The sequence below is a fragment of the Thermus sp. LT1-2-5 genome (genome assembly GCF_040363165.1).
Taxonomy (GTDB): Bacteria; Deinococcota; Deinococci; order Deinococcales; family Thermaceae; genus Thermus.
In genome coordinates, this window is the sequence record NZ_BSRG01000002.1 from 81,193 (window position 1) to 97,504 (window position 16,312).

16 protein-coding genes are annotated in these 16,312 nt (G+C 66.8%); 5 read left to right on the forward strand and 11 right to left on the reverse strand.

Annotated elements, in window-relative coordinates; all coding sequences use genetic code 11:
* The first annotated feature begins 45 nt into the window (after positions 1-45).
* On the forward strand, positions 46-1,188 hold the full coding sequence (mqnC, locus tag ABXG85_RS02420) for a cyclic dehypoxanthinyl futalosine synthase (RefSeq protein ID WP_353512147.1): 1,143 nt from the start codon (positions 46-48) through the stop codon (positions 1,186-1,188).
* On the opposite strand, the gene ABXG85_RS02425 is transcribed toward mqnC, so the two are convergent.
* The 4 genes from ABXG85_RS02425 to trpB all read right to left on the reverse strand — a co-directional run bounded on the left by ABXG85_RS02425 (position 1,185) and on the right by trpB (position 4,880).
* The gene (locus tag ABXG85_RS02425) at positions 1,185-2,012 is read right to left on the reverse strand and encodes an ABC transporter permease (protein WP_353512148.1); all 828 of its coding nucleotides are present in this window, start codon (positions 2,010-2,012) and stop codon (positions 1,185-1,187) included. The two genes, mqnC and ABXG85_RS02425, sit on opposite strands and share 4 nt — an antisense overlap.
* Complete coding sequence (locus ABXG85_RS02430; protein WP_353512149.1) at positions 2,002-2,781, reverse strand: ABC transporter ATP-binding protein; 780 nt, start codon at positions 2,779-2,781, stop codon at positions 2,002-2,004. The genes ABXG85_RS02425 and ABXG85_RS02430 overlap by 11 nt, the downstream gene beginning before the upstream one ends.
* Positions 2,782-2,886: 105 nt before the next feature.
* A complete protein-coding gene (gene trpA, locus ABXG85_RS02435) occupies positions 2,887-3,666 on the reverse strand; it encodes a tryptophan synthase subunit alpha (RefSeq protein ID WP_353512150.1) in 780 nt (259 codons plus the stop codon).
* Positions 3,663-4,880 carry a tryptophan synthase subunit beta gene (gene trpB, locus ABXG85_RS02440; RefSeq protein WP_353512151.1) on the reverse strand — a complete coding sequence of 406 codons (1,218 nt, stop codon included), beginning with the start codon at positions 4,878-4,880 and terminating at the stop codon, positions 3,663-3,665. Before trpB ends, trpA begins: the two co-directional genes overlap by 4 nt.
* A gap of 181 nt (positions 4,881-5,061) precedes the next feature.
* Between trpB and thyX the strand changes: the two genes are divergently transcribed.
* The gene (gene thyX, locus ABXG85_RS02445) at positions 5,062-5,865 is read left to right on the forward strand and encodes an FAD-dependent thymidylate synthase (protein ID WP_353512152.1); all 804 of its coding nucleotides are present in this window, start codon (positions 5,062-5,064) and stop codon (positions 5,863-5,865) included.
* Here the strand turns inward: thyX and ligA are convergent.
* Complete coding sequence (ligA, locus tag ABXG85_RS02450) at positions 5,862-7,886, reverse strand: NAD-dependent DNA ligase LigA (protein ID WP_353512153.1); 2,025 nt, start codon at positions 7,884-7,886, stop codon at positions 5,862-5,864. The genes thyX and ligA overlap by 4 nt on opposite strands.
* A 60-nt stretch (positions 7,887-7,946) precedes the next feature.
* Between ligA and ABXG85_RS02455 the strand changes: the two genes are divergently transcribed.
* Complete coding sequence (locus tag ABXG85_RS02455) at positions 7,947-9,071, forward strand: BMP family lipoprotein (protein ID WP_353512154.1); 1,125 nt, start codon at positions 7,947-7,949, stop codon at positions 9,069-9,071.
* A 57-nt stretch (positions 9,072-9,128) separates the two neighbouring features.
* Positions 9,129-10,619, forward strand: coding sequence for an ABC transporter ATP-binding protein (locus tag ABXG85_RS02460; protein WP_353512155.1), 1,491 nt, complete (start codon positions 9,129-9,131; stop codon positions 10,617-10,619).
* On the opposite strand, the gene ABXG85_RS02465 is transcribed toward ABXG85_RS02460, so the two are convergent.
* From ABXG85_RS02465 to ABXG85_RS02485, 5 genes are read right to left on the reverse strand one after another with little or no spacing between them, the layout of a single operon-like run.
* Positions 10,616-11,539: a hypothetical protein gene (locus ABXG85_RS02465; RefSeq protein WP_353512156.1), complete on the reverse strand. Its 924-nt coding sequence runs from the start codon at positions 11,537-11,539 to the stop codon at positions 10,616-10,618. The genes ABXG85_RS02460 and ABXG85_RS02465 overlap by 4 nt on opposite strands.
* A complete protein-coding gene (locus ABXG85_RS02470) occupies positions 11,539-12,396 on the reverse strand; it encodes an LptA/OstA family protein (RefSeq protein WP_353512157.1) in 858 nt (285 codons plus the stop codon). Before ABXG85_RS02470 ends, ABXG85_RS02465 begins: the two co-directional genes overlap by 1 nt.
* Positions 12,393-12,947: a hypothetical protein gene (locus tag ABXG85_RS02475; protein ID WP_353512158.1), complete on the reverse strand. Its 555-nt coding sequence runs from the start codon at positions 12,945-12,947 to the stop codon at positions 12,393-12,395. Before ABXG85_RS02475 ends, ABXG85_RS02470 begins: the two co-directional genes overlap by 4 nt.
* A 46-nt stretch (positions 12,948-12,993) precedes the next feature.
* Entirely contained in the window at positions 12,994-14,016 is a 1,023-nt protein-coding gene (locus ABXG85_RS02480; RefSeq protein ID WP_353512159.1) for a lipid II:glycine glycyltransferase FemX, read from the reverse strand.
* A 3-nt stretch (positions 14,017-14,019) separates the two neighbouring features.
* Positions 14,020-14,769, reverse strand: a complete 750-nt coding sequence (locus ABXG85_RS02485) for a response regulator (RefSeq protein WP_353512160.1) — start codon at positions 14,767-14,769, stop codon at positions 14,020-14,022.
* A gap of 50 nt (positions 14,770-14,819) precedes the next feature.
* On the opposite strand from ABXG85_RS02485, the gene pheA reads away from it, so the two are divergent.
* Entirely contained in the window at positions 14,820-15,641 is an 822-nt protein-coding gene (gene pheA, locus ABXG85_RS02490; RefSeq protein WP_353512161.1) for a prephenate dehydratase, read from the forward strand.
* Here the strand turns inward: pheA and ABXG85_RS02495 are convergent.
* Positions 15,638-16,270 (reverse strand): CBS and ACT domain-containing protein, encoded by a 633-nt coding sequence (locus tag ABXG85_RS02495; protein WP_353512162.1) that lies wholly within the window; start codon positions 16,268-16,270, stop codon positions 15,638-15,640. The genes pheA and ABXG85_RS02495 overlap by 4 nt on opposite strands.
* Positions 16,271-16,312: the final 42 nt, after the last annotated feature.

Below are 16,312 nucleotides of genomic sequence, written 5' to 3' on the forward strand. Positions count from 1 at the left end.
TACCCGTGGCCGAGCCCCCACCCAAACCGGGAAGGAGGGTGTAGCATGGGGGGCATGGACGTCCTGGAGAAGGCCGTGGCCGGGAAGAGGCTTTCGGAAAAGGAGGTCCTGGCCCTCTTTGACCTCCCCCTTCCCGAGCTCGCCGCCGCCGCCCACGAGGTGCGGCTTAAGAAGACGGACCCCCAGGTGGTCACCTTTCTCATCGACCGCAACATCAACTACACCAACGTCTGCACCGTGGCCTGCGCCTTCTGCGCCTTCTACCGCACCAAGCGGCAGAAGGACGCCTACACCCTGAGCTATGAGGCCATCGCCCGGAAGGTGGAAGAGCTCTACCAGGTGGGGGGAAAGCGCATCCTCATGCAGGGGGGGGTGAACCCCGAGCTTCCCCTGGACTGGTACCTGGACCTCCTGCGCTACCTCAAGGAGCGCTTCCCCGACCTGCGCATCGACGCCTTCAGCCCCGAGGAGATCCTGGGCCTGGAGCGCCTCACGGGCCTTCGGGCTGAAGAAATCCTGGAAAGGCTCAAAGCGGCAGGCCTGGACGGGATGCCGGGGGCGGGGGCGGAGATCCTGGTGGACGAGGTGCGGCAAAAAGCGGCCCCCGCCCGCATCAAGACGGCGGACTGGTACCGCATCGTGGACGCCGCCCAGGCCCTGGGCCTCTATACCCTCGCAACCATGGTCATCGGCTTCGGGGAAGGCCCCAAGGAGCGCGCCGCCCACCTCCTGGGCCTCCGCGCCCAGCAGGACAAGGCCTTGGAGCGCTACGAAAACGGCTTCGCCGCCTTCGCCCTTTGGACCTTGCAGGTGGAGCACACCCGCCTCAAGGGCAAGGCCCCGGGGGCCACGGCCCACGAGTACCTAAAGACCCTGAGCATCGCCCGGCTTGCCCTGGACAACTTCGCCCACTTCCAGGCCTCCTGGCCCACCCTGGGCTTCAAGGTAGCCCAAGCCGCCCTCTACTACGGGGCCGACGATTTCGGCAGCACCATGCTGGAGGAGAACGTGGTTTCGGCCGCCGGGGGGCACGGCCGCACCCACGCCACGGTGCGCCAAATCGTGCGCCACATCGTGGACGCAGGCTTCAGGCCGGCGGAGCGGGACCCCCTTTACCGCATCCTCCGCTACCCAGATGCGGAAGCCCTCCTCCAGGAGAACGAGCCCCTGGAGCTACCCCTGGCCTAGCCCGTGCGCTTGAGCTTGCCGGTGCGCTTGGCCCAGCGCTCCGCTAAACCGAACACCCAAAGGCCCAAGGGGATGAAGGCCACCCCCATGAGGAGGAGGACCCCCAGCTCCGGAAGCACCGCCCCCAAGGGCGCCCCCACCAGGTGGCCGGGGGTGGAGTCCGGGTGGTGGATGCCCAGGAGCTTGCGGCTGGCCTCGAGGGCGTAGGTGGCGGGGGAGAGGTAGGCCAAGGGCTGGAGCCAGGCAGGCAGGACGGAAACCGGGTAGTAGATGCCGGACACCAAGAGCAAGACCCCTTGGAGGATGTTGGTGGCCTGGGCCCCGTTTTCCGGGCTCATCACCGGCAGGATGGCGGCCATGAGCCCCAGGCCCATGAAGGCCAGGCTCCCCACCAACAGCACCACCAACACCCCCCACAGGTTGGCCCCAGCCAGGTCTAGGTCCACAAAAAGCGCCAGGCCCAGCAGGATCACCGCAGTGCGCACCACGCTGTAGAAGGTGGCGAAGAGGCTCACCCCCAACAGGTGGACGAGGCGGGACACCGGGGCCATAAAGGTGTACTCCAGGGTGCCTTCCCAACGCTCATAGGCGATGGAGTTGGCGATCTCCTGGTACATGGCGGAAAGGTAGCTCCAAAGGAGCGCTCCCAGGACCAGGGTGAGGGTGAGGCGGAAATCCCCCTGGGCCACCCCGATGAGGGCGATGGTGGCGGCGTTGACGATGGCGTAAAAGGTGAACACCACCACCCAGGAAAAGTACCGCCGCGTCAGGTGGAAGTCGCGGAAGACAAAGGCCCACATGGGCAAGAGATACTTACGAAGCATCGGTTTCCTCCTCGAGGCCCTCACCCGTCATTCGCAAGAAGGCCTCCTCCAGGTTCTCAGCCCCGGCCAAGGCCTTGAGCTCCTCCACCGTCCCCTCCGCCACCAGCCTTCCCCGCACCAGGAAGCCCACCCGGTGGGCCAGGCGCTCCGCCTCGGCCATGTCGTGGGTGGTGAGGAGAAGGGTGGTGCCCTCCTCCCGCCTGAGCTCTTCCAAAAACCCCTGCACGTCCCGGCGGCTCCGCGGGTCTAGGCCGGTGGTGGGCTCGTCCAGGAGGAGGAGGGGTGGGCGGATGAGGAGGGCGCGGGCGATGGCCACCTTCTGTTGCATGCCCCGGCTCATCTCCTCCAAGGGGTCGTCAAAGCGCCGGGTTTCCAAGCCAAGCCGCTCCAAGATAGCCATGGCCCGCCGCTCCGCCTCCTTAGGGGAGATGCCGTAAAGCTGGGCGGCGAAGAGGAGGTTTTCCCGGGGGGAGAGCTTTTTGTAAAAGGCGGCGTCCACGCTTACCCGGCCAATCCTCTCCCGCACCCGCCGCTCCCCCTCGGGCAAGGGGTGGCCCAGGATGCGCACCCGCCCGGCATCGGGCACGAGCAGGGTGGAGAGGATGCGGATCAAGGTGGACTTGCCGGAGCCGTTGGGCCCCAAGAGGGCGTAGGTCTCCCCCTCCGCCACCCGGAAGGAAACCCCCTTTAGGGCCCATTCCTCCTGCTTGCGGCCGAAGGTGGTCTTGCGGAATACCTTGGAAAGATTTTGTACTTCAATGGCCCACACGCACGCCTCCTTCAGGCATACCCCTGGGAACTAGCGCACCAACGGAGGCTAGCGGGAAACCCGGGTACCCTCCAACGTACCAGGGCAGGCCCTCGGGCGCAAGCCCTAGACCGGCTCTTTCGGGTAAAGCCCTTCCCGAATTTCGGCCAAGAGAGGGCTTAGGGGCTCACCCCTTTCCAAGGCCCGGATCAGGGCGCTACCCACCACCACCCCGTCCGCCACCGCCGCCTGGGCGGCGGTGGCCTTACCGGAAACCCCGAAGCCCACGGCCACGGGCAAGGAGGTCTTGGCCTTGATGCGGCGCACCAGGTCCCGCACCTCCTCGGGCAGGCGCTCCCGCTCCCCCGTGACCCCGGTGACGGACACGGCGTAGACGAAGCCCGTGGCGTAGCGGACCACGGTTTCCATGCGGCGGTCCGTGGAGGTGGGGGCCAGGAGGAAGACCGTTTCCAGGCCGATCTCCTGGGCCAGGCGCACCAGGGCGGGGTCCTCGTCGGGGGGGAGGTCGGGGAGGATGAGCCCCGTGGCCCCCGCCTGGCGGAAGAGGCTAAAGAAGCGCTCCGGCCCCCAGGCCAGGATGGGGTTTAGGTAGGTCATGAGGAACAAGGGTTTTTCCGTGAGGGCCCGCACCTCCCGCACCAGCTCCAAGACCCCTTGCACGCTCATCCCCTTCCTTAAGGCCACCTCGCTGGCCCGCTGGATCACGGGGCCATCCCCCAAAGGGTCGGAGTAGGGCAGGCCAATCTCCAACAGGTCGGCGAAGGGGAGAACCTCCTTCACCGCCTCCAAAAAGCCTTCCCGGCTGGGGAAGCCTGCGGTGAGGTAGGGGATGAGGGCGGCCCGCCCTTCCCCCTTGGCCTTGGCAAAGGCTTCCTGGGTGGTCATAGCTCCCCCCCCAAAAGGCGCATGGCCTCGGTCACGTCCTTATCCCCGCGGCCGGAGAGGTTGATGACCACGATCTGGTCCTTGGACATCTCCGGCACCACCTTGGCGGCGTGGGCGATGGCGTGGGCGGACTCCAGGGCGGGGAGGATGCCCTCGAGGCGGGCCAGAAGCTTAAAGCCCTCCAGGGCCTCCTCGTCGGTAACGCTGGCGTACTCGGCGATGCCCGTATCGGCGTAGTAGCTGTGTTCCGGCCCCACCCCCGGGTAGTCCAGGCCGGCGGAAACGGAGTGGGCCGGGGTAATCTGCCCGTCGTGGTCGTAGAGGAGGTACATGTAGCTCCCGTGCAGGACCCCCCGCTTCCCCGCTCCGATGCTGGCGGCGTGCCTACCGCTGGCAAGGCCTTCCCCTGCGGCCTCCACGCCGATGAGCCTAGGCCTTTCCCCTGCGGGAAGGTAAGCGAAGGGGGCGAAAAGCCCGATGGCGTTGGACCCCCCGCCCACGGCGGCGATGAGGGCATCGGGGTAGCGGCCAAACCGCTCCAGGCTCTGCTCCTTCACCTCCTCGCCGATGACGCTTTGGAAGTCCCGGACCATCATGGGGTAAGGGTGGGGGCCCACCACCGAGCCCAGGATGTAAAAGGTGGTGCGCACGTGGGTGATCCAGTCGCGGATGGCCTCGTTGGTGGCGTCCTTGAGGGTGCGGCTCCCCGCGGCCACCGGGCGCACCTCGGCCCCCAGGAGCTTCATGCGGAACACGTTCAGGGCCTGGCGCCTCACGTCCTCCTCCCCCATGTACACCACGCACTCCATGCCGAAGAGGGCCGCAACCGTGGCCACGGAAACCCCGTGCTGCCCCGCCCCGGTTTCGGCGATGACCCGCTTTTTCCCCATGCGCCGGGCGAGGAGGGCCTGGCCTAGGGTGTTGTTGATCTTGTGGGCCCCGGTGTGGAGGAGGTCTTCCCGTTTCAGGTAGACCTGGGCCCCACCCCAGTACGCCGAAAGCCGCTTGGCGTGGAAAAGGGGGGTGGGCCGACCGGCGAAGGTCCTCAGGTAGTGCGCTAGCTCTTCCAGAAAGGCGGGGTCCTTTTTGGCCTCGAGGTAGGCGGCCTCCACCTCCTCCAAGGCGGGGATCAGGGTTTCGGGAACGTACCGCCCCCCGTAGGGGCCAAACCGCCCCCGTTCGTTGGGCAAGGGAAAATCCGGCAAGCGTAGCATCTTCACTCCCCAAAAAAGGCGCAAAGCGCCCAAAGCCTATCTATCCTATCGCCCCAAGCCAAAAGGGAAAAGGCCAGGGCCTCGGTAGCGCCCGTGCCTCCGCTTGAAGGCAAAGGGGGTTCGCACCCGCATAGGCTAAGGGTAGACCGGGGAAGCCCAAGTGGCAAGTAGACTCTAGGGCATGGAGCCCACGCACGCCATTCCGGTCCTGGACAGGGGCTTCGTGCGCCTGGTGGACGTCATGGGAAACGATGGCGCCATCGTCCAGGCGGCCCGGGTTTCCTACGGGGCGGGGACCAAGACGGTGCGGGAGGACGCCGCCCTCATCGACTACCTCATGCGCCACCGCCACACGAGCCCCTTTGAGATGGTGGAGTTCAAGTTCCACGTGAAGGCTCCCCTCTTCGTGGTGCGCCAGTGGTTCCGGCACCGCACCGCCAGCGTGAACGAGGTTTCGGGCCGCTACTCCGTCCTAAAGGACGAGTTCTACGAGCCCCAGGCCTTCCGCCGCCAGGCCAAACACAACAAGCAAGGCTCGGAAGGAGTCCTAGAGGACGAGGAAGCCCTGGCCCTCCTCAAGGAGGCGGAAGAACACGCCTACCGGGTCTACGGGAAGCTTTTGGAAAAGGGGGTAGCCCGGGAGATGGCGCGCATGGTCCTTCCCCTCAACCTCTACACCGAGTTCTACTGGAAGCAGGACCTGCACAACCTCTTCCACTTCCTCAAGCTCCGCTTGGCCCCCGAGGCCCAGTGGGAAATCCGGCAGTACGCCCAGGCCATCGCCGAGCTGGTGAAGGCCCACGTGCCCTTGGCCTGGACGAGCTTCGAGGAGCACGTCCTCTATGGGGCTACCCTTTCCCGCACCGAGCTTACTGCCCTACGGGGGCTCCTCACCCCGGAGCTTTACGAGAAGGCCCTCCTCGCCCTAGGGCTTTCCGGCTCAAGGCTCAAGGAGGCCTTGGAAAAGCTCTTCGGCCCGGGCTAGGCCAAAAGGGCCTCCGGCGCCTTCCCGGTCCTTTCGGCCAGGAGGCGCCAAAGCTCCTCCTCAGTAAGGGTGGGCACGCCCAAGGAGCGGGCTTTTTCGAGCTTGCTCCCCGGGTTTTCCCCCACCACCACGTAGCTGGTCTTGCGGCTCACCGAGTCGGTGACCTTGGCCCCCAGACGCCGCAAAAGCGCCTTCACCTCCTCCCGCGGGCGGGAAAGCTCCCCGGTGAGGACGAAGGTGAGGCCCTTCAGGGCCTCCCCGCCCCGCTCCTTGGCCTCCATCTCCACCCCCGCCTCCTTCAGGCGGCGCACCAGGTGGCGGAAAGCGGGGTCCTTAAGGGTTTCCCAAATCCCCCGGGCGGTGAGCTCCCCCACTTCCTCCACCTGCAAGAGGTCTTCCAAGGTGGCCTCGAGGAGGCGGTCCATGGTGCCGAAATGGGCGGCCAGGTTGCGGGCCAACACCTCCCCGACCCCAGGAAGGCCCAGGGCGTACAGGAGGCGCTCCAGGCCCCGGTGCTTGCTTTCCTCAATCTGGTGGAGGAGGTTTTGCGCGCTCTTCTCCCCCATCCTCTCCAGGCCCACGAGGTCCTCTTTCCGGAGGCGGTAGAGGTCGGCCACGTCCCTCACCAACCCCTTTTCCAAGAGCTTTTCGATGAGCTTCTCCCCCAGGCCCTGGATGTCCATGGCCTTGCGGGAGGCGTAGTGGCGGATGGCCTCAAAGCGCTTGGCGGGGCACAAGGGGTTGGGGCAGCGGTGGACCTTGCCCTCCTTCACCAAGCGGTGGCCGCACTCCGGGCAATGCTCCGGCCAGACGATGGGCCGCTCCGCCCCGGTGCGCCGCTCCTTGAGCACCCGCAACACCTCGGGGATCACCCCCCCCGCCTTGTGGACCAAAACCCAGTCCCCGATGCGGATGTCCAGCTCCTCGATGTAGCTCTCGTTGTGCAGGGTGACCCGGGAAACCTCGCTCCCCTCTATAAACACCGGCTCCAGGATCCCCACCGGGGTCACCCGCCCCGTGCGCCCCACCTGGAAGACCACGTCCAAAAGCCGGGTTTCCTTTTCCTCCGCCGGGAACTTGTAGGCGATGGCGAAGCGAGGGGCACGGGCGGTGTAGCCCAGCTCCCGCCAAAGGGCGAGCTCGTCCAGCTTCACCACTACCCCGTCCGCCTCAAAGGGGAGCCTGCGCCGCTCCTGGAGCCAAGCCTGGTAGACCCTTTCCACCCCTTCCGCCCCCGTGGCCCGGGTAAAGCCGTGCTCCACGGGAAAACCCTTCTCCTTGAGCCACAGGAGGAGCTCGTACTGGGTCTTCAGGCCCGTCTCCTCCAGGCCGAGGCCCAGGGCGTAGAAGGTGGCGCGAAGGCCCCGCTTGGCGGTGATCCTGGGGTCTTTTTGCCTGAGGGAGCCGGCGGCGGCGTTTCTCGGGTTCTTAAAGACCTTCTCCCCCGCCTCCTCCAGCTCCTCGTTGAGGCGCAGGAAGGCCTCCACGGGCATGTACACCTCCCCCCGGACCTCGAGGCGCTCCGGCACCCCGTGGAGCCTCCTGGGGATGGTGGGGATGGTGAGGAGGTTTTGCGTCACCTCCTCCCCCACCTCCCCATCCCCCCGGGTGGCCCCCCAGACCAAGACCCCCTCCTCGTAGTAGAGGTTGACGGAAAGCCCGTCCACCTTGTGCTCCACGGTGTAGGGAAAAGGCCCCTCTCGCCCCAAGGCCCGCTCCACCCGCTCCTCAAAGGCCTTGAGCTCCGCAAAGGTGAAGGCGTTGTCCAGGGAGTACATCCGCGTGGGGTGGCGGATGGGGCGGAAGGTGGCTTCCAGGGGCCTTGCCCCCACCTGCTCCGTGGGGGAGTCCGGGCTTTTGAGTTCGGGGAAGCGTTCCTCCAACTCCTTCAGCTCCCTGAGAAGCCGGTCGTACTCGGCATCGGAGATCTCGGGGTCCGCCAGGACGTAGTAGCGGTAGTTGTGGTAGCGGATGAGGTCCCGGAGCTCGTTGATCCGCCTCCTCACTTCCTCCAGGGTCATGCCTTGAGTTTACCGCCGCCCGGTATAATAGCCCCTGGCGAATAGCCGCAGGAGGTGAGCATGAAACGTGTACTGGCGCTTCTTGGGGTTCTGGCCCTGGGCCTAAGCCTGGCCCAGGTGCGGGTGGGCATCGCCTTTGACGCCGGCGGCAAGTTTGACCGCTCCTTCAACCAGTCCGCTTGGGAAGGGGCGCAAAAAGCGGCCAAGGACTTCGGGGTAAGGCTCTTCGACTTTGAGCCCGCCGACCCCTCCCAGGTGGGGCAGGGCATCCGCACCTTCGCCGAGGAGGGCTTTGACCTGGTGATCGGCGTGGGCTTCGCCAACGAACCCGCCATCACCGCCACGGCCAAGGAGTTTCCCAACGTCAAGTTCGCCGTGATCGACGCCGTTCCGGGTGAGGGGAAGCTCGCCAACGCCGTGGGGCTCGTGTTCCGCGAGCAAGAGGGCAGCTTCCTGGTGGGCTACATCGCCGGCAAGATGACCCGCACCGGGGTGGTGGGCTTCATCGGCGGCATGGACATCCCCCTGATCCACAAGTTTGAGGCAGGCTTCCGCGCCGGGGCGGAGTACGCCTTCAAGGAGGACAAGATCCAGGGCAAGGTCCTGGTGGGTTACGTGGGCAACACCCCCGCCGCCTGGAACGACCCCGCCAAGGCCAAAGAGATCGCCGCCGCCCAGGTGCGCCAGGGGGCCGACATCATCTACGCCGCCGCCGGTGGGTCGGGCCTTGGGCTCATAGACTACGTGAAGCAGACCAAGTGCCTCAAGGAAGGGGGCAACATCCGCTTCGTGCGCAAGGCGGACCCCTACGCCAAGGTGGCCAAGTACGCCGAGTACACCCGCGCTTGCGGCACCGACGGCACCAAGGCCACGCCCCTCTTCTTCATCGGCGTGGACGCCAACCAAAACTACCTGGGCGACACCGACAACAACCCCGCCACCCTCAACCACGGCCTCACCTCCATGATGAAGCGGGTGGACGTGGCCACCTACGAGGTGATCAAGAGCGTGGTGCAGAAGACCTTCAAGGGCGGGGTGCGGGAGTTCGGCCTGAGCAACAACGGGGTGGGCTACGCCCTGGACCAGTACAACAAGGCCCTGATCCCAGCGGGCTTGGTGAGCAAGCTGGAACTCCTCAAGCAGCAGATCATCAAGGGCCAGATCAAGGTGCCCGAGTCCCGCTAAAGGGCATCCCCGAAGAGGGGCCGGAGCGCTTCCGGCCCCTCTTGTATACTTGCGGGCGTGGAGAAGGCCCTGGTCCTGAAGGACATCACCAAGCGCTTCCCCCTGGTCCTCGCCAACGACCACATCTCCTTGGACCTGAACTGGGGCGAGGTCTTGGCCTTGGTGGGGGAAAACGGCGCCGGAAAGTCCACCCTCATGAAGATCGTCTACGGCCTCCAGCCCCCCGATAAGGGGGAGATGTGGGTGGACGGCAAACCCTACCGCCCCAAAAGCCCCCTGGACGCCATTGCCGCTGGCATCGGCATGGTACACCAGCACTTCATGCTGGTGGAGCCTTTCACGGTGCTGGAAAACCTGGTCTTGGGCTTGGAGCCGGGAAGCGCCTTGTACCTGGACCTCGAGGCCGCCCGGAAGCGGGCCCAAGGCCTCATGGAAGAGCTGGGCTTCCAGGTGCCCCTGGACGAGCGCATCGAGAACCTCCCCGTGGGCCTGCAACAGCGGGTGGAGATCCTCAAGGCCCTGTACCGAAAGGCCAGGATCCTCATCTTGGACGAGCCCACCGCCGTCCTCACCCCCCAGGAAGCGGAGGAGCTTTTCCGCTTCCTCCGCGCCTACGTGGCCCAGGGCAACGCCGCCATCTTCATCAGCCACAAGCTCAAGGAGGTGCTTTCCGTTTCCGACCGGGTCACGGTGATCCGGGATGGAAAGGTGGTGGGCACGGTGCGCACGGTGGAAACCTCCTTGGAGGCGCTCGCCCGGATGATGGTGGGCCGGGAGGTGGTCCTACGGGTGCAAAAGGGCCCGGCCAAGCCCGGCGAGGTGGTCTTGGCCCTAGAGGACTTCGCCGCCCCGCCCCGGCTTAAAGGCGTGAGCTTTGCGGTGCGGGCTGGGGAGATCGTGGGCATCGCCGGGGTGGAGGGGAACGGGCAAACCGAGCTGGTGGAGGCCCTCACCGGCCTGCGCCGCCACAAGGGCGTGGCCCGGTACCTGGGCCAGCCCCTTCCCCCCCTGGCCCGGGCGGTGCGGGAGCTTGGCATAAGCCACGTCCCCGAGGACCGGCACGCCCGGGGCCTCGTCCTGGACTTCTCCGTGCGGGAAAACGCCATCCTGGGCGACCAGCACAGGCCCCCCTTCCGGGGCTTCCTGGGTTTTCTGGACGGCGAGGCAGTGGAGGGCCACGCCCGGGCCCTGGTGGAGGCCTTTGACGTGCGCCCCCGGTCCACGGAGCTTTCCGCCCGGCGCTTTTCTGGGGGCAACCAGCAGAAGATCGTGGTGGGCCGGGAGCTCCTAAGGAAACCCCGCCTCCTCATCGCCGCCCAGCCCACCCGGGGGGTGGACGTGGGCGCCATCGAGTTCATCCACCAGCGGCTGGTGGAGGCCCGGGACCAGGGGATGGCGGTGCTCCTGGTCTCCGCCGACCTCAGCGAGGTCCTAAGCCTCGCCGACCGCATCCTGGTGATGTACGAGGGGAGGATCGTGGGGGAGCTCACCCCGGAGGAGGCCACGGAGGAGCGGCTCGGCCTCCTGATGGCGGGGGTTTCCGCTTAGGGCTCCTTAAACTCCCCCACCACCCGCCCGAGGAGAACCGCCTCGCCCGTTTCCAGGGCGTAGCGCACCCGTTCTCCCCGCACGAAGCCCTTCTCGTCCCGGCTTTCCACGTGGCCGAAGAGGTAGGCGAAGCCCTCCTTCTCCCGCACCAGGGCCCTGTCCGCCCTGGTGGTGCGCCCGCCTTGGGTGAGCTCCACCCGCAAAAGCCAAAGCGCCTCCTCGTCCAGAAGGTAGCGGAGGCCCTCCGCCTTGCCCAAAAGGGGCTTTTCCCCTTCCCGCCTCACCTCCAAGGGGCCTTCCAAGAGGGCCTCCCCGGTTTCGTTGCGGTAGCGAAGCTGCCTTCCCTTCACCCGGGTTGCCCCCTGTTCCACCACCACCTCCCCCGGGGCCTGGCGCACCTCGAGGCGCCCCTCCCCCTCCAGGTAGCGGGCTTCCCCCCCAGAGAGGAACAGCACCTCCTCGCTTCCCCGCTCCACCACCGCCAAGGGCCCCGTGGCCCGCACCTCCGTTCCCAGGCGCACCTCCACCCCCTTGGGGTCGAAGAGGACGAGGCGCAGGTACCTTTCCGCCTTCCCTTCCCCCGCCCGGCGCAGGCGCAGGAGGTGGGGAAGGCCCTCCTGGGTGAGGTCGGGGTTATAGGCAGCCTCCACCCTATCCCCCACCCCAAGCCCCTCGTCCACGGCGCTTGTCCCGTCGCGGAAGAAGGCCCTTCCCTCCACCACCGCCCGGGTTTCGCTCAGCGCCTCCAGCCTGCCCACCAGGAGGTCGCCGTAGTCGGCGTAGAAGAGGCTATCCTCCTCCCCGCTCACCCAGGCCACCACCTTCTTGTCCTTGCGGACCAGCTCCACCTCGGGGCGGAAGACCTCCTGGGCCAAGGCGCAAAGGAGCGCAAGGCCAAGGCCCAGGAGGAGAGGGCGCATCACTTCTCCCCGAGCTTTTTAAACTCCTCCACAGGCAGGCGGAAGGCGCGGCCGTAGACCCGCACCTGGTGGCGGTTCACGTTGTGGAGAAGGGTGCTCCCGGAAAGCTTAAAGCCTTCCTTCTTGTTCTCGCTCACCGCCGGCTTCCCCAGGACAATGGCCTCCCCGGTGGTGTCGTCGTAGTAGAGGCTTTCCCCCACGGTGACCAAATCTCCGTCCACGAGGCGCACCCCCTCGGTGGCGATGAGGCGCTTGGGGCCGGTGAGGCTTCGCACCTCCTTGGCCCGGATGACGAGGTCCCCGTCCTTACGCTTGCGGGTAAGGACCACCTCCTTGGGATCGCTGAAGACGGCAAGACCGCGCTCCTCCTCGTAGTAGACAAAGTCCGCCCGCCCCTCCTGGTTGCCGCTCCTGAGGAGGGCGTTTTCGCTGGTGGAGGTGTCGGTGTCCACCTGGAAGGTCATGCGGCTCGCCTCCACCTCCACGGGATCCTCCCCGGGCTTGGGCTCCTGGCGCATGCGGGCCGGGCCCAAGAGCTCCCCTTCCCCCGTCTTTTCCCGGTAAACCAGGACGGGCCCCCGGGCCTCCACCCGGCCCCGGCGCACCACCACGCCCCCCTCAAAGCGGGCCTCCCGTTCCCCTTCCGCCTCCTGCATGGTCTTGCCCTTGGGGGCGGTGAGGGTGGCCTTGGGGGCCTGGATGGTGAGGTCCTTGACCCGGCCCCTCACCTCCCCCTCAAAGGTCCAGGGGCCGTAGCGCAGGTCCCCGGAGAGCCTGCCCCCCTCCACCTGGATCACCCGCACGCCCGAAGCCGCCAAGGCCAGTCCAAGGAACGAAAACAGCACGATTCTCTTCACGAGCTCCCTCCTTCCACGGTGCACGGGCCGAAGCTTCCCCCTGCGGGGAAGGAAAAGCGGGGGTTTTGCGCCTCGAGGCGCTCCAAGGCGAAATCCGAGCGGAAGGCCTCCGCCTCACCCCTAAGGTTCGGCGCCTCTATCCGCACCCAAGGGGCGAAAAAGCCCTCTTTCTGCCGGATGAGGACCTCCCCCTTGCCGGGGGCGGAAAGGGCCAGGCGGTAGCACCCTTTGAGGATCTCCACCTCGGCGTAAGGGGCCCGCAGGTTGTCCCCGGGCTCCACCACCACCTCCGGCGCCTTAAGCCGCAGGTCCAGGCGCCCCTCCACGTAGCGCTCCCCGGCAAGCCCCCCCCGGATGCGGAACACCCCCCCTTCCTCCACCATCTCCTCCGCGGCAAAGCGCCACTCCACCCCTTCCTCCTCGGGGAAAAGCCAAAACTCCACCCCCAAAAGGCGCACCCCCGGGGCCGGGGATGGGGCTCGAGAAGGCCCCGGGCGCAGCCAAAGGAAGAGGAGAAGCAGGAGGGCGAGGGGGAGGAGAAACCGCACCACGCCCCTCACCTTACGGGAAAGCCCTTGAGAAAGATGACAAGCCCCTTTACCCCAGCACATCCCGTGGGCTTCCCCGCACCTTTAGGTTCACCCAGGTCTTGCGCAGGCGGATCAGGGCCTTCAAGGGGCGGTAGAGGGGGGAAAGGGGCAGGGCGTAAGCGGGAAACTGCACCCGTTTTCCGCCAAACCCCTCCTTGAAGCGCCAGATCCCCTCGGCGTGGCTCCCCTCGGGGGTGCGGGGAACCCCCCAGAGGTCGTAGACCTTGTAGCCCCGGGCCATGCCGTGGCGGATGGCCATGAGGTGCATCCCCATGGGGGCCTTGGCCTCGGGGTGTTTGCGGCTGCTTCCCCCGTAGAAGTAGTCCACCTTCCCGGCAAAGGCCACGAAAAGCCCCGCCGCCAAGGGCTCCCCGTCCTTGGCGGCCAAGGCGAGGAAGGCTTCGCCCAGGGGCTGGTTCATCTCCCGAAGGACCGCCCGGTAGTACGCCTCTGCGTGCTGGAGGAGCTTGGCCCGGCGGTTCGTTTCCTCAAAGAGGCGGAAGAACTCCGTGAAGGCCTCCTCCCCCGCCACCAGGAGCTCCGTGCGCTTTTGCGCCAGGCGGGCGTTGCGGCGGTGCATCTCCTTCATCCCCTTCAGAAGCGCCTCTTCCCCTTGGGTGAGGTCCAGCCACAAGGAGTAGCCGGGCTGGATGGGCTCCTCCGGCAAGAGGCCGGGGAAGGCAGGGGGCGCTTCCTCCGCCGGAAGGCCCGCCTCCGGCTCCAACACCAGGTGGGAGCCCCTTATCCCCTGGGCCAGGGCCCGGGCCACCTGGGGGAGGTCCTCTAAGCGGAAAAGGGCCGGGCCTCGAGGAGCGTAGGCCAGGCGAAGCCCCCCGGGCAAACGCTTCAAGAGCACCTGGGCCGCTCCCAAAAGCCTATCCCCCTGGTACACGGCCAGGCGCTTGGGCTCCCAACCGGAAAGCCGCTTCACCTCCCCCCAGCCGAAGGACTGCAGGGCGCTGGTGATGGGGAAGCCGGAAACCAGGCGGTTCCAGGCCTCGGGTTCGTGAACCTCCAAAAGCTCGGCCATCCTCTAAGCGTATAGGGTTTCCGCCAGCTCCTCCAAGAGGCCGTCCCCTTCCAGGGGCAGCCGCTTGGCCTTCAGGTACTCCTGGAGGAGGGAAGCAAACCGGGCGTCCTCGGCCCGGGCCGCCCGCTCCTTCAGGGAAAGGAGGGGCCAGCCGTAGGCCAGGTGGCCGAGGATATCGTACAGGTCGTACTCCCCCGGGAGCAGGCGGCGCAGGAGCGCCTCGGTCCAGCCCTTGGCCACCAGGTTGGCGAGCAGGGCGCGGCGGCTTTGCGTTTTTCGCCAGAGGAGGCGGAAGCGCTCCTCCTCCGGCAGGGCCTGCCGGAGCCTTCCCCCCACCTCCGCCAAGGTGCCCACCCGCTCGCCCCCTGGGAGGAGGTACCCCTCCCGGGTAAGGAGGCTTTCCACCGCCTGCTTGAGCCGGCGCCCGCTGATGGGCTTTTCCAAGAAGAGATCCGCCCCCAAAGCCCGGCTTGGGCCCTCCAGCTCCTGCCCCCCGCCGGTGAACATGATGACGGGTACCCGGCTTAGGCGGCGCACCGCCCGGATGCGGCCCAAGAGGGTGAGGCCGTCCATGTCCGGCATCATGATGTCCAAAAGGATGAGATCCGGCGTTTCCCTCCGCAGAAACTCCAAGGCGTCTTTGGCGGAAGCCGCCAAGACCACCTCGTGGCCGGAGCCGGAAAGGACCACCTCGAGGAGGTGGCGGATGCGGGGGTCATCGTCCACCACAAGGAGCCGCGCCACGAAGGCCATGCTACGCCAGGCCTTTTTCCCCTGTCCAGGGTGCTTGTACCATGGAGGGCATGAGGATCGCTTTCCAGGGCACCGAAGGGGCGTACAGCGAGGAGGCTCTCCTCAAGACCTTCCCCGGCGCCACCCCCGTGGGCTTCCCCACCTTCCACCAGGTTTTTGAGGCGGTGGAAACGGGGGAGGCGGAGCTTGGGGTGGTGCCCGTGGAGAACACCACCGCAGGCAGCATCAACCAGACCTACGACCTCCTCCTGGAAAGCGACCTGCACGTGGTAGGGGAGGTCGTCCACCGGGTAGAACACTGCCTCTTGGCACCCCAAGGCGTGGAGCTCAAGGAGCTTAAGGCGGTGAAAAGCCACCCCCAGGCCCTGGCCCAGTGCGACGGCTTCCTGGCCCGGCTTCGCCTCACCCCCATCCCCGTCTACGACACCGCCGGGGCCGCCCGGGCCCTGGCGGAACACCCCGAGCCCGGGGTGGGGGCCATCGCCTCGAGGCGGGCGGCAGAGCTCTATGGCCTTGCGGTCCTGGCGGAAAACATCGAGGACTACCCCCACAACTACACCCGCTTCTTCGTCATCGGTCGCGAGGAGGCGAAGAAGGGGGAAGGCCCCCACAAGACCAGCATCGTCTTCGCCGTGCGCCACCGCCCCGGGGGGCTTTTGGAGGCCTTGCAGGTCTTCGCCGAGGCCGGGGTGAACCTCACCAAGCTGGAGTCCCGGCCTAGGCGGGACAAACCCTTTAGCTACCTCTTTTACCTAGATTTGGAAGGCCACCTGGAAGAACCCGGACCCGCCCAGGCCCTTTTGGGCCTCCTGCGCCGGGCGGCCTTCTTGAAGGTCCTGGGCTCCTACCCCGCTTACCGGAACGGGGCCTAGCCGGGGCGGACATCCACCACCCGCTCCCCGGCGGCCTCCAGGCGCTTGGGCACCCCTTCCACGTCCTCCCCCACCACCCGCATCACCAGGCGCTGGTAGCCCTCGAGGTGGGCGGCGGTGGCGATGGAAACGATGTTGGCCGGGGGCACCCCCTGGGCCATCTGGGCCAGAGCCCCCGGGACGTCGGGAATGTCCACGGTGATGCGAAGGCCCCCAAGCTTAAGACCCAAGACCTCAATGAAGGCCCGAAGCACGTCGGTCACGGTGATGATGCCCACGAGCCGATCCCCCTCCATCACCGGCAGGCCGCCGATCTTCCGTTCCTCCATGAGGAGGGCGGCCTTTTCCAAGGGCTCCTCCACCCCCACGGTGACCACGGGCTTAGCCATGACCTCCTCCACGGTGAGCTTGGAAAGGAGGTAGTTCATCTCCCACACGGAAAGGGTGGTGGCCTTGGAGGGCATGGCGTCCTTGAGGTCCTTGTCCGTCACCAGGCCCACGAGCTTGCCGCCCTTGACCACGGGCAGGCGCCGGAAGCCCTTGTGCTTCAACAGGTTGATGGCCTCCAATACCGGGGTGTCGGGGCTCACGGTGAGGGGGTCCTTGGTCATCCAGTCGCGAACCAGCATCTTTAGCCTCCTCTCACCGCTAGCTTATCCCAAGGTGAAGGG

What these genes read in the sequence shown, in the direction of transcription:
- mqnC (WP_353512147.1), top strand. Translation starts at nt 46, where the DNA reads ATGGGGGGCATGGACGTCCTGGAGAAGGCCGTGGCCGGGAAGAGGCTT.
- ABXG85_RS02425 (WP_353512148.1), bottom strand. Translation starts at nt 2,012, where the DNA reads ATGCTTCGTAAGTATCTCTTGCCCATGTGGGCCTTTGTCTTCCGCGAC.
- trpA (WP_353512150.1), bottom strand. Translation starts at nt 3,666, where the DNA reads ATGACCACCCAGGAAGCCTTTGCCAAGGCCAAGGGGGAAGGGCGGGCC.
- trpB (WP_353512151.1), bottom strand. Translation starts at nt 4,880, where the DNA reads ATGCTACGCTTGCCGGATTTTCCCTTGCCCAACGAACGGGGGCGGTTT.
- thyX (WP_353512152.1), top strand. Translation starts at nt 5,062, where the DNA reads ATGGAGCCCACGCACGCCATTCCGGTCCTGGACAGGGGCTTCGTGCGC.
- ligA (WP_353512153.1), bottom strand. Translation starts at nt 7,886, where the DNA reads ATGACCCTGGAGGAAGTGAGGAGGCGGATCAACGAGCTCCGGGACCTC.
- ABXG85_RS02455 (WP_353512154.1), top strand. Translation starts at nt 7,947, where the DNA reads ATGAAACGTGTACTGGCGCTTCTTGGGGTTCTGGCCCTGGGCCTAAGC.
- ABXG85_RS02465 (WP_353512156.1), bottom strand. Translation starts at nt 11,539, where the DNA reads ATGCGCCCTCTCCTCCTGGGCCTTGGCCTTGCGCTCCTTTGCGCCTTG.
- ABXG85_RS02480 (WP_353512159.1), bottom strand. Translation starts at nt 14,016, where the DNA reads ATGGCCGAGCTTTTGGAGGTTCACGAACCCGAGGCCTGGAACCGCCTG.
- ABXG85_RS02485 (WP_353512160.1), bottom strand. Translation starts at nt 14,769, where the DNA reads ATGGCCTTCGTGGCGCGGCTCCTTGTGGTGGACGATGACCCCCGCATC.
- pheA (WP_353512161.1), top strand. Translation starts at nt 14,820, where the DNA reads ATGAGGATCGCTTTCCAGGGCACCGAAGGGGCGTACAGCGAGGAGGCT.
- ABXG85_RS02495 (WP_353512162.1), bottom strand. Translation starts at nt 16,270, where the DNA reads ATGCTGGTTCGCGACTGGATGACCAAGGACCCCCTCACCGTGAGCCCC.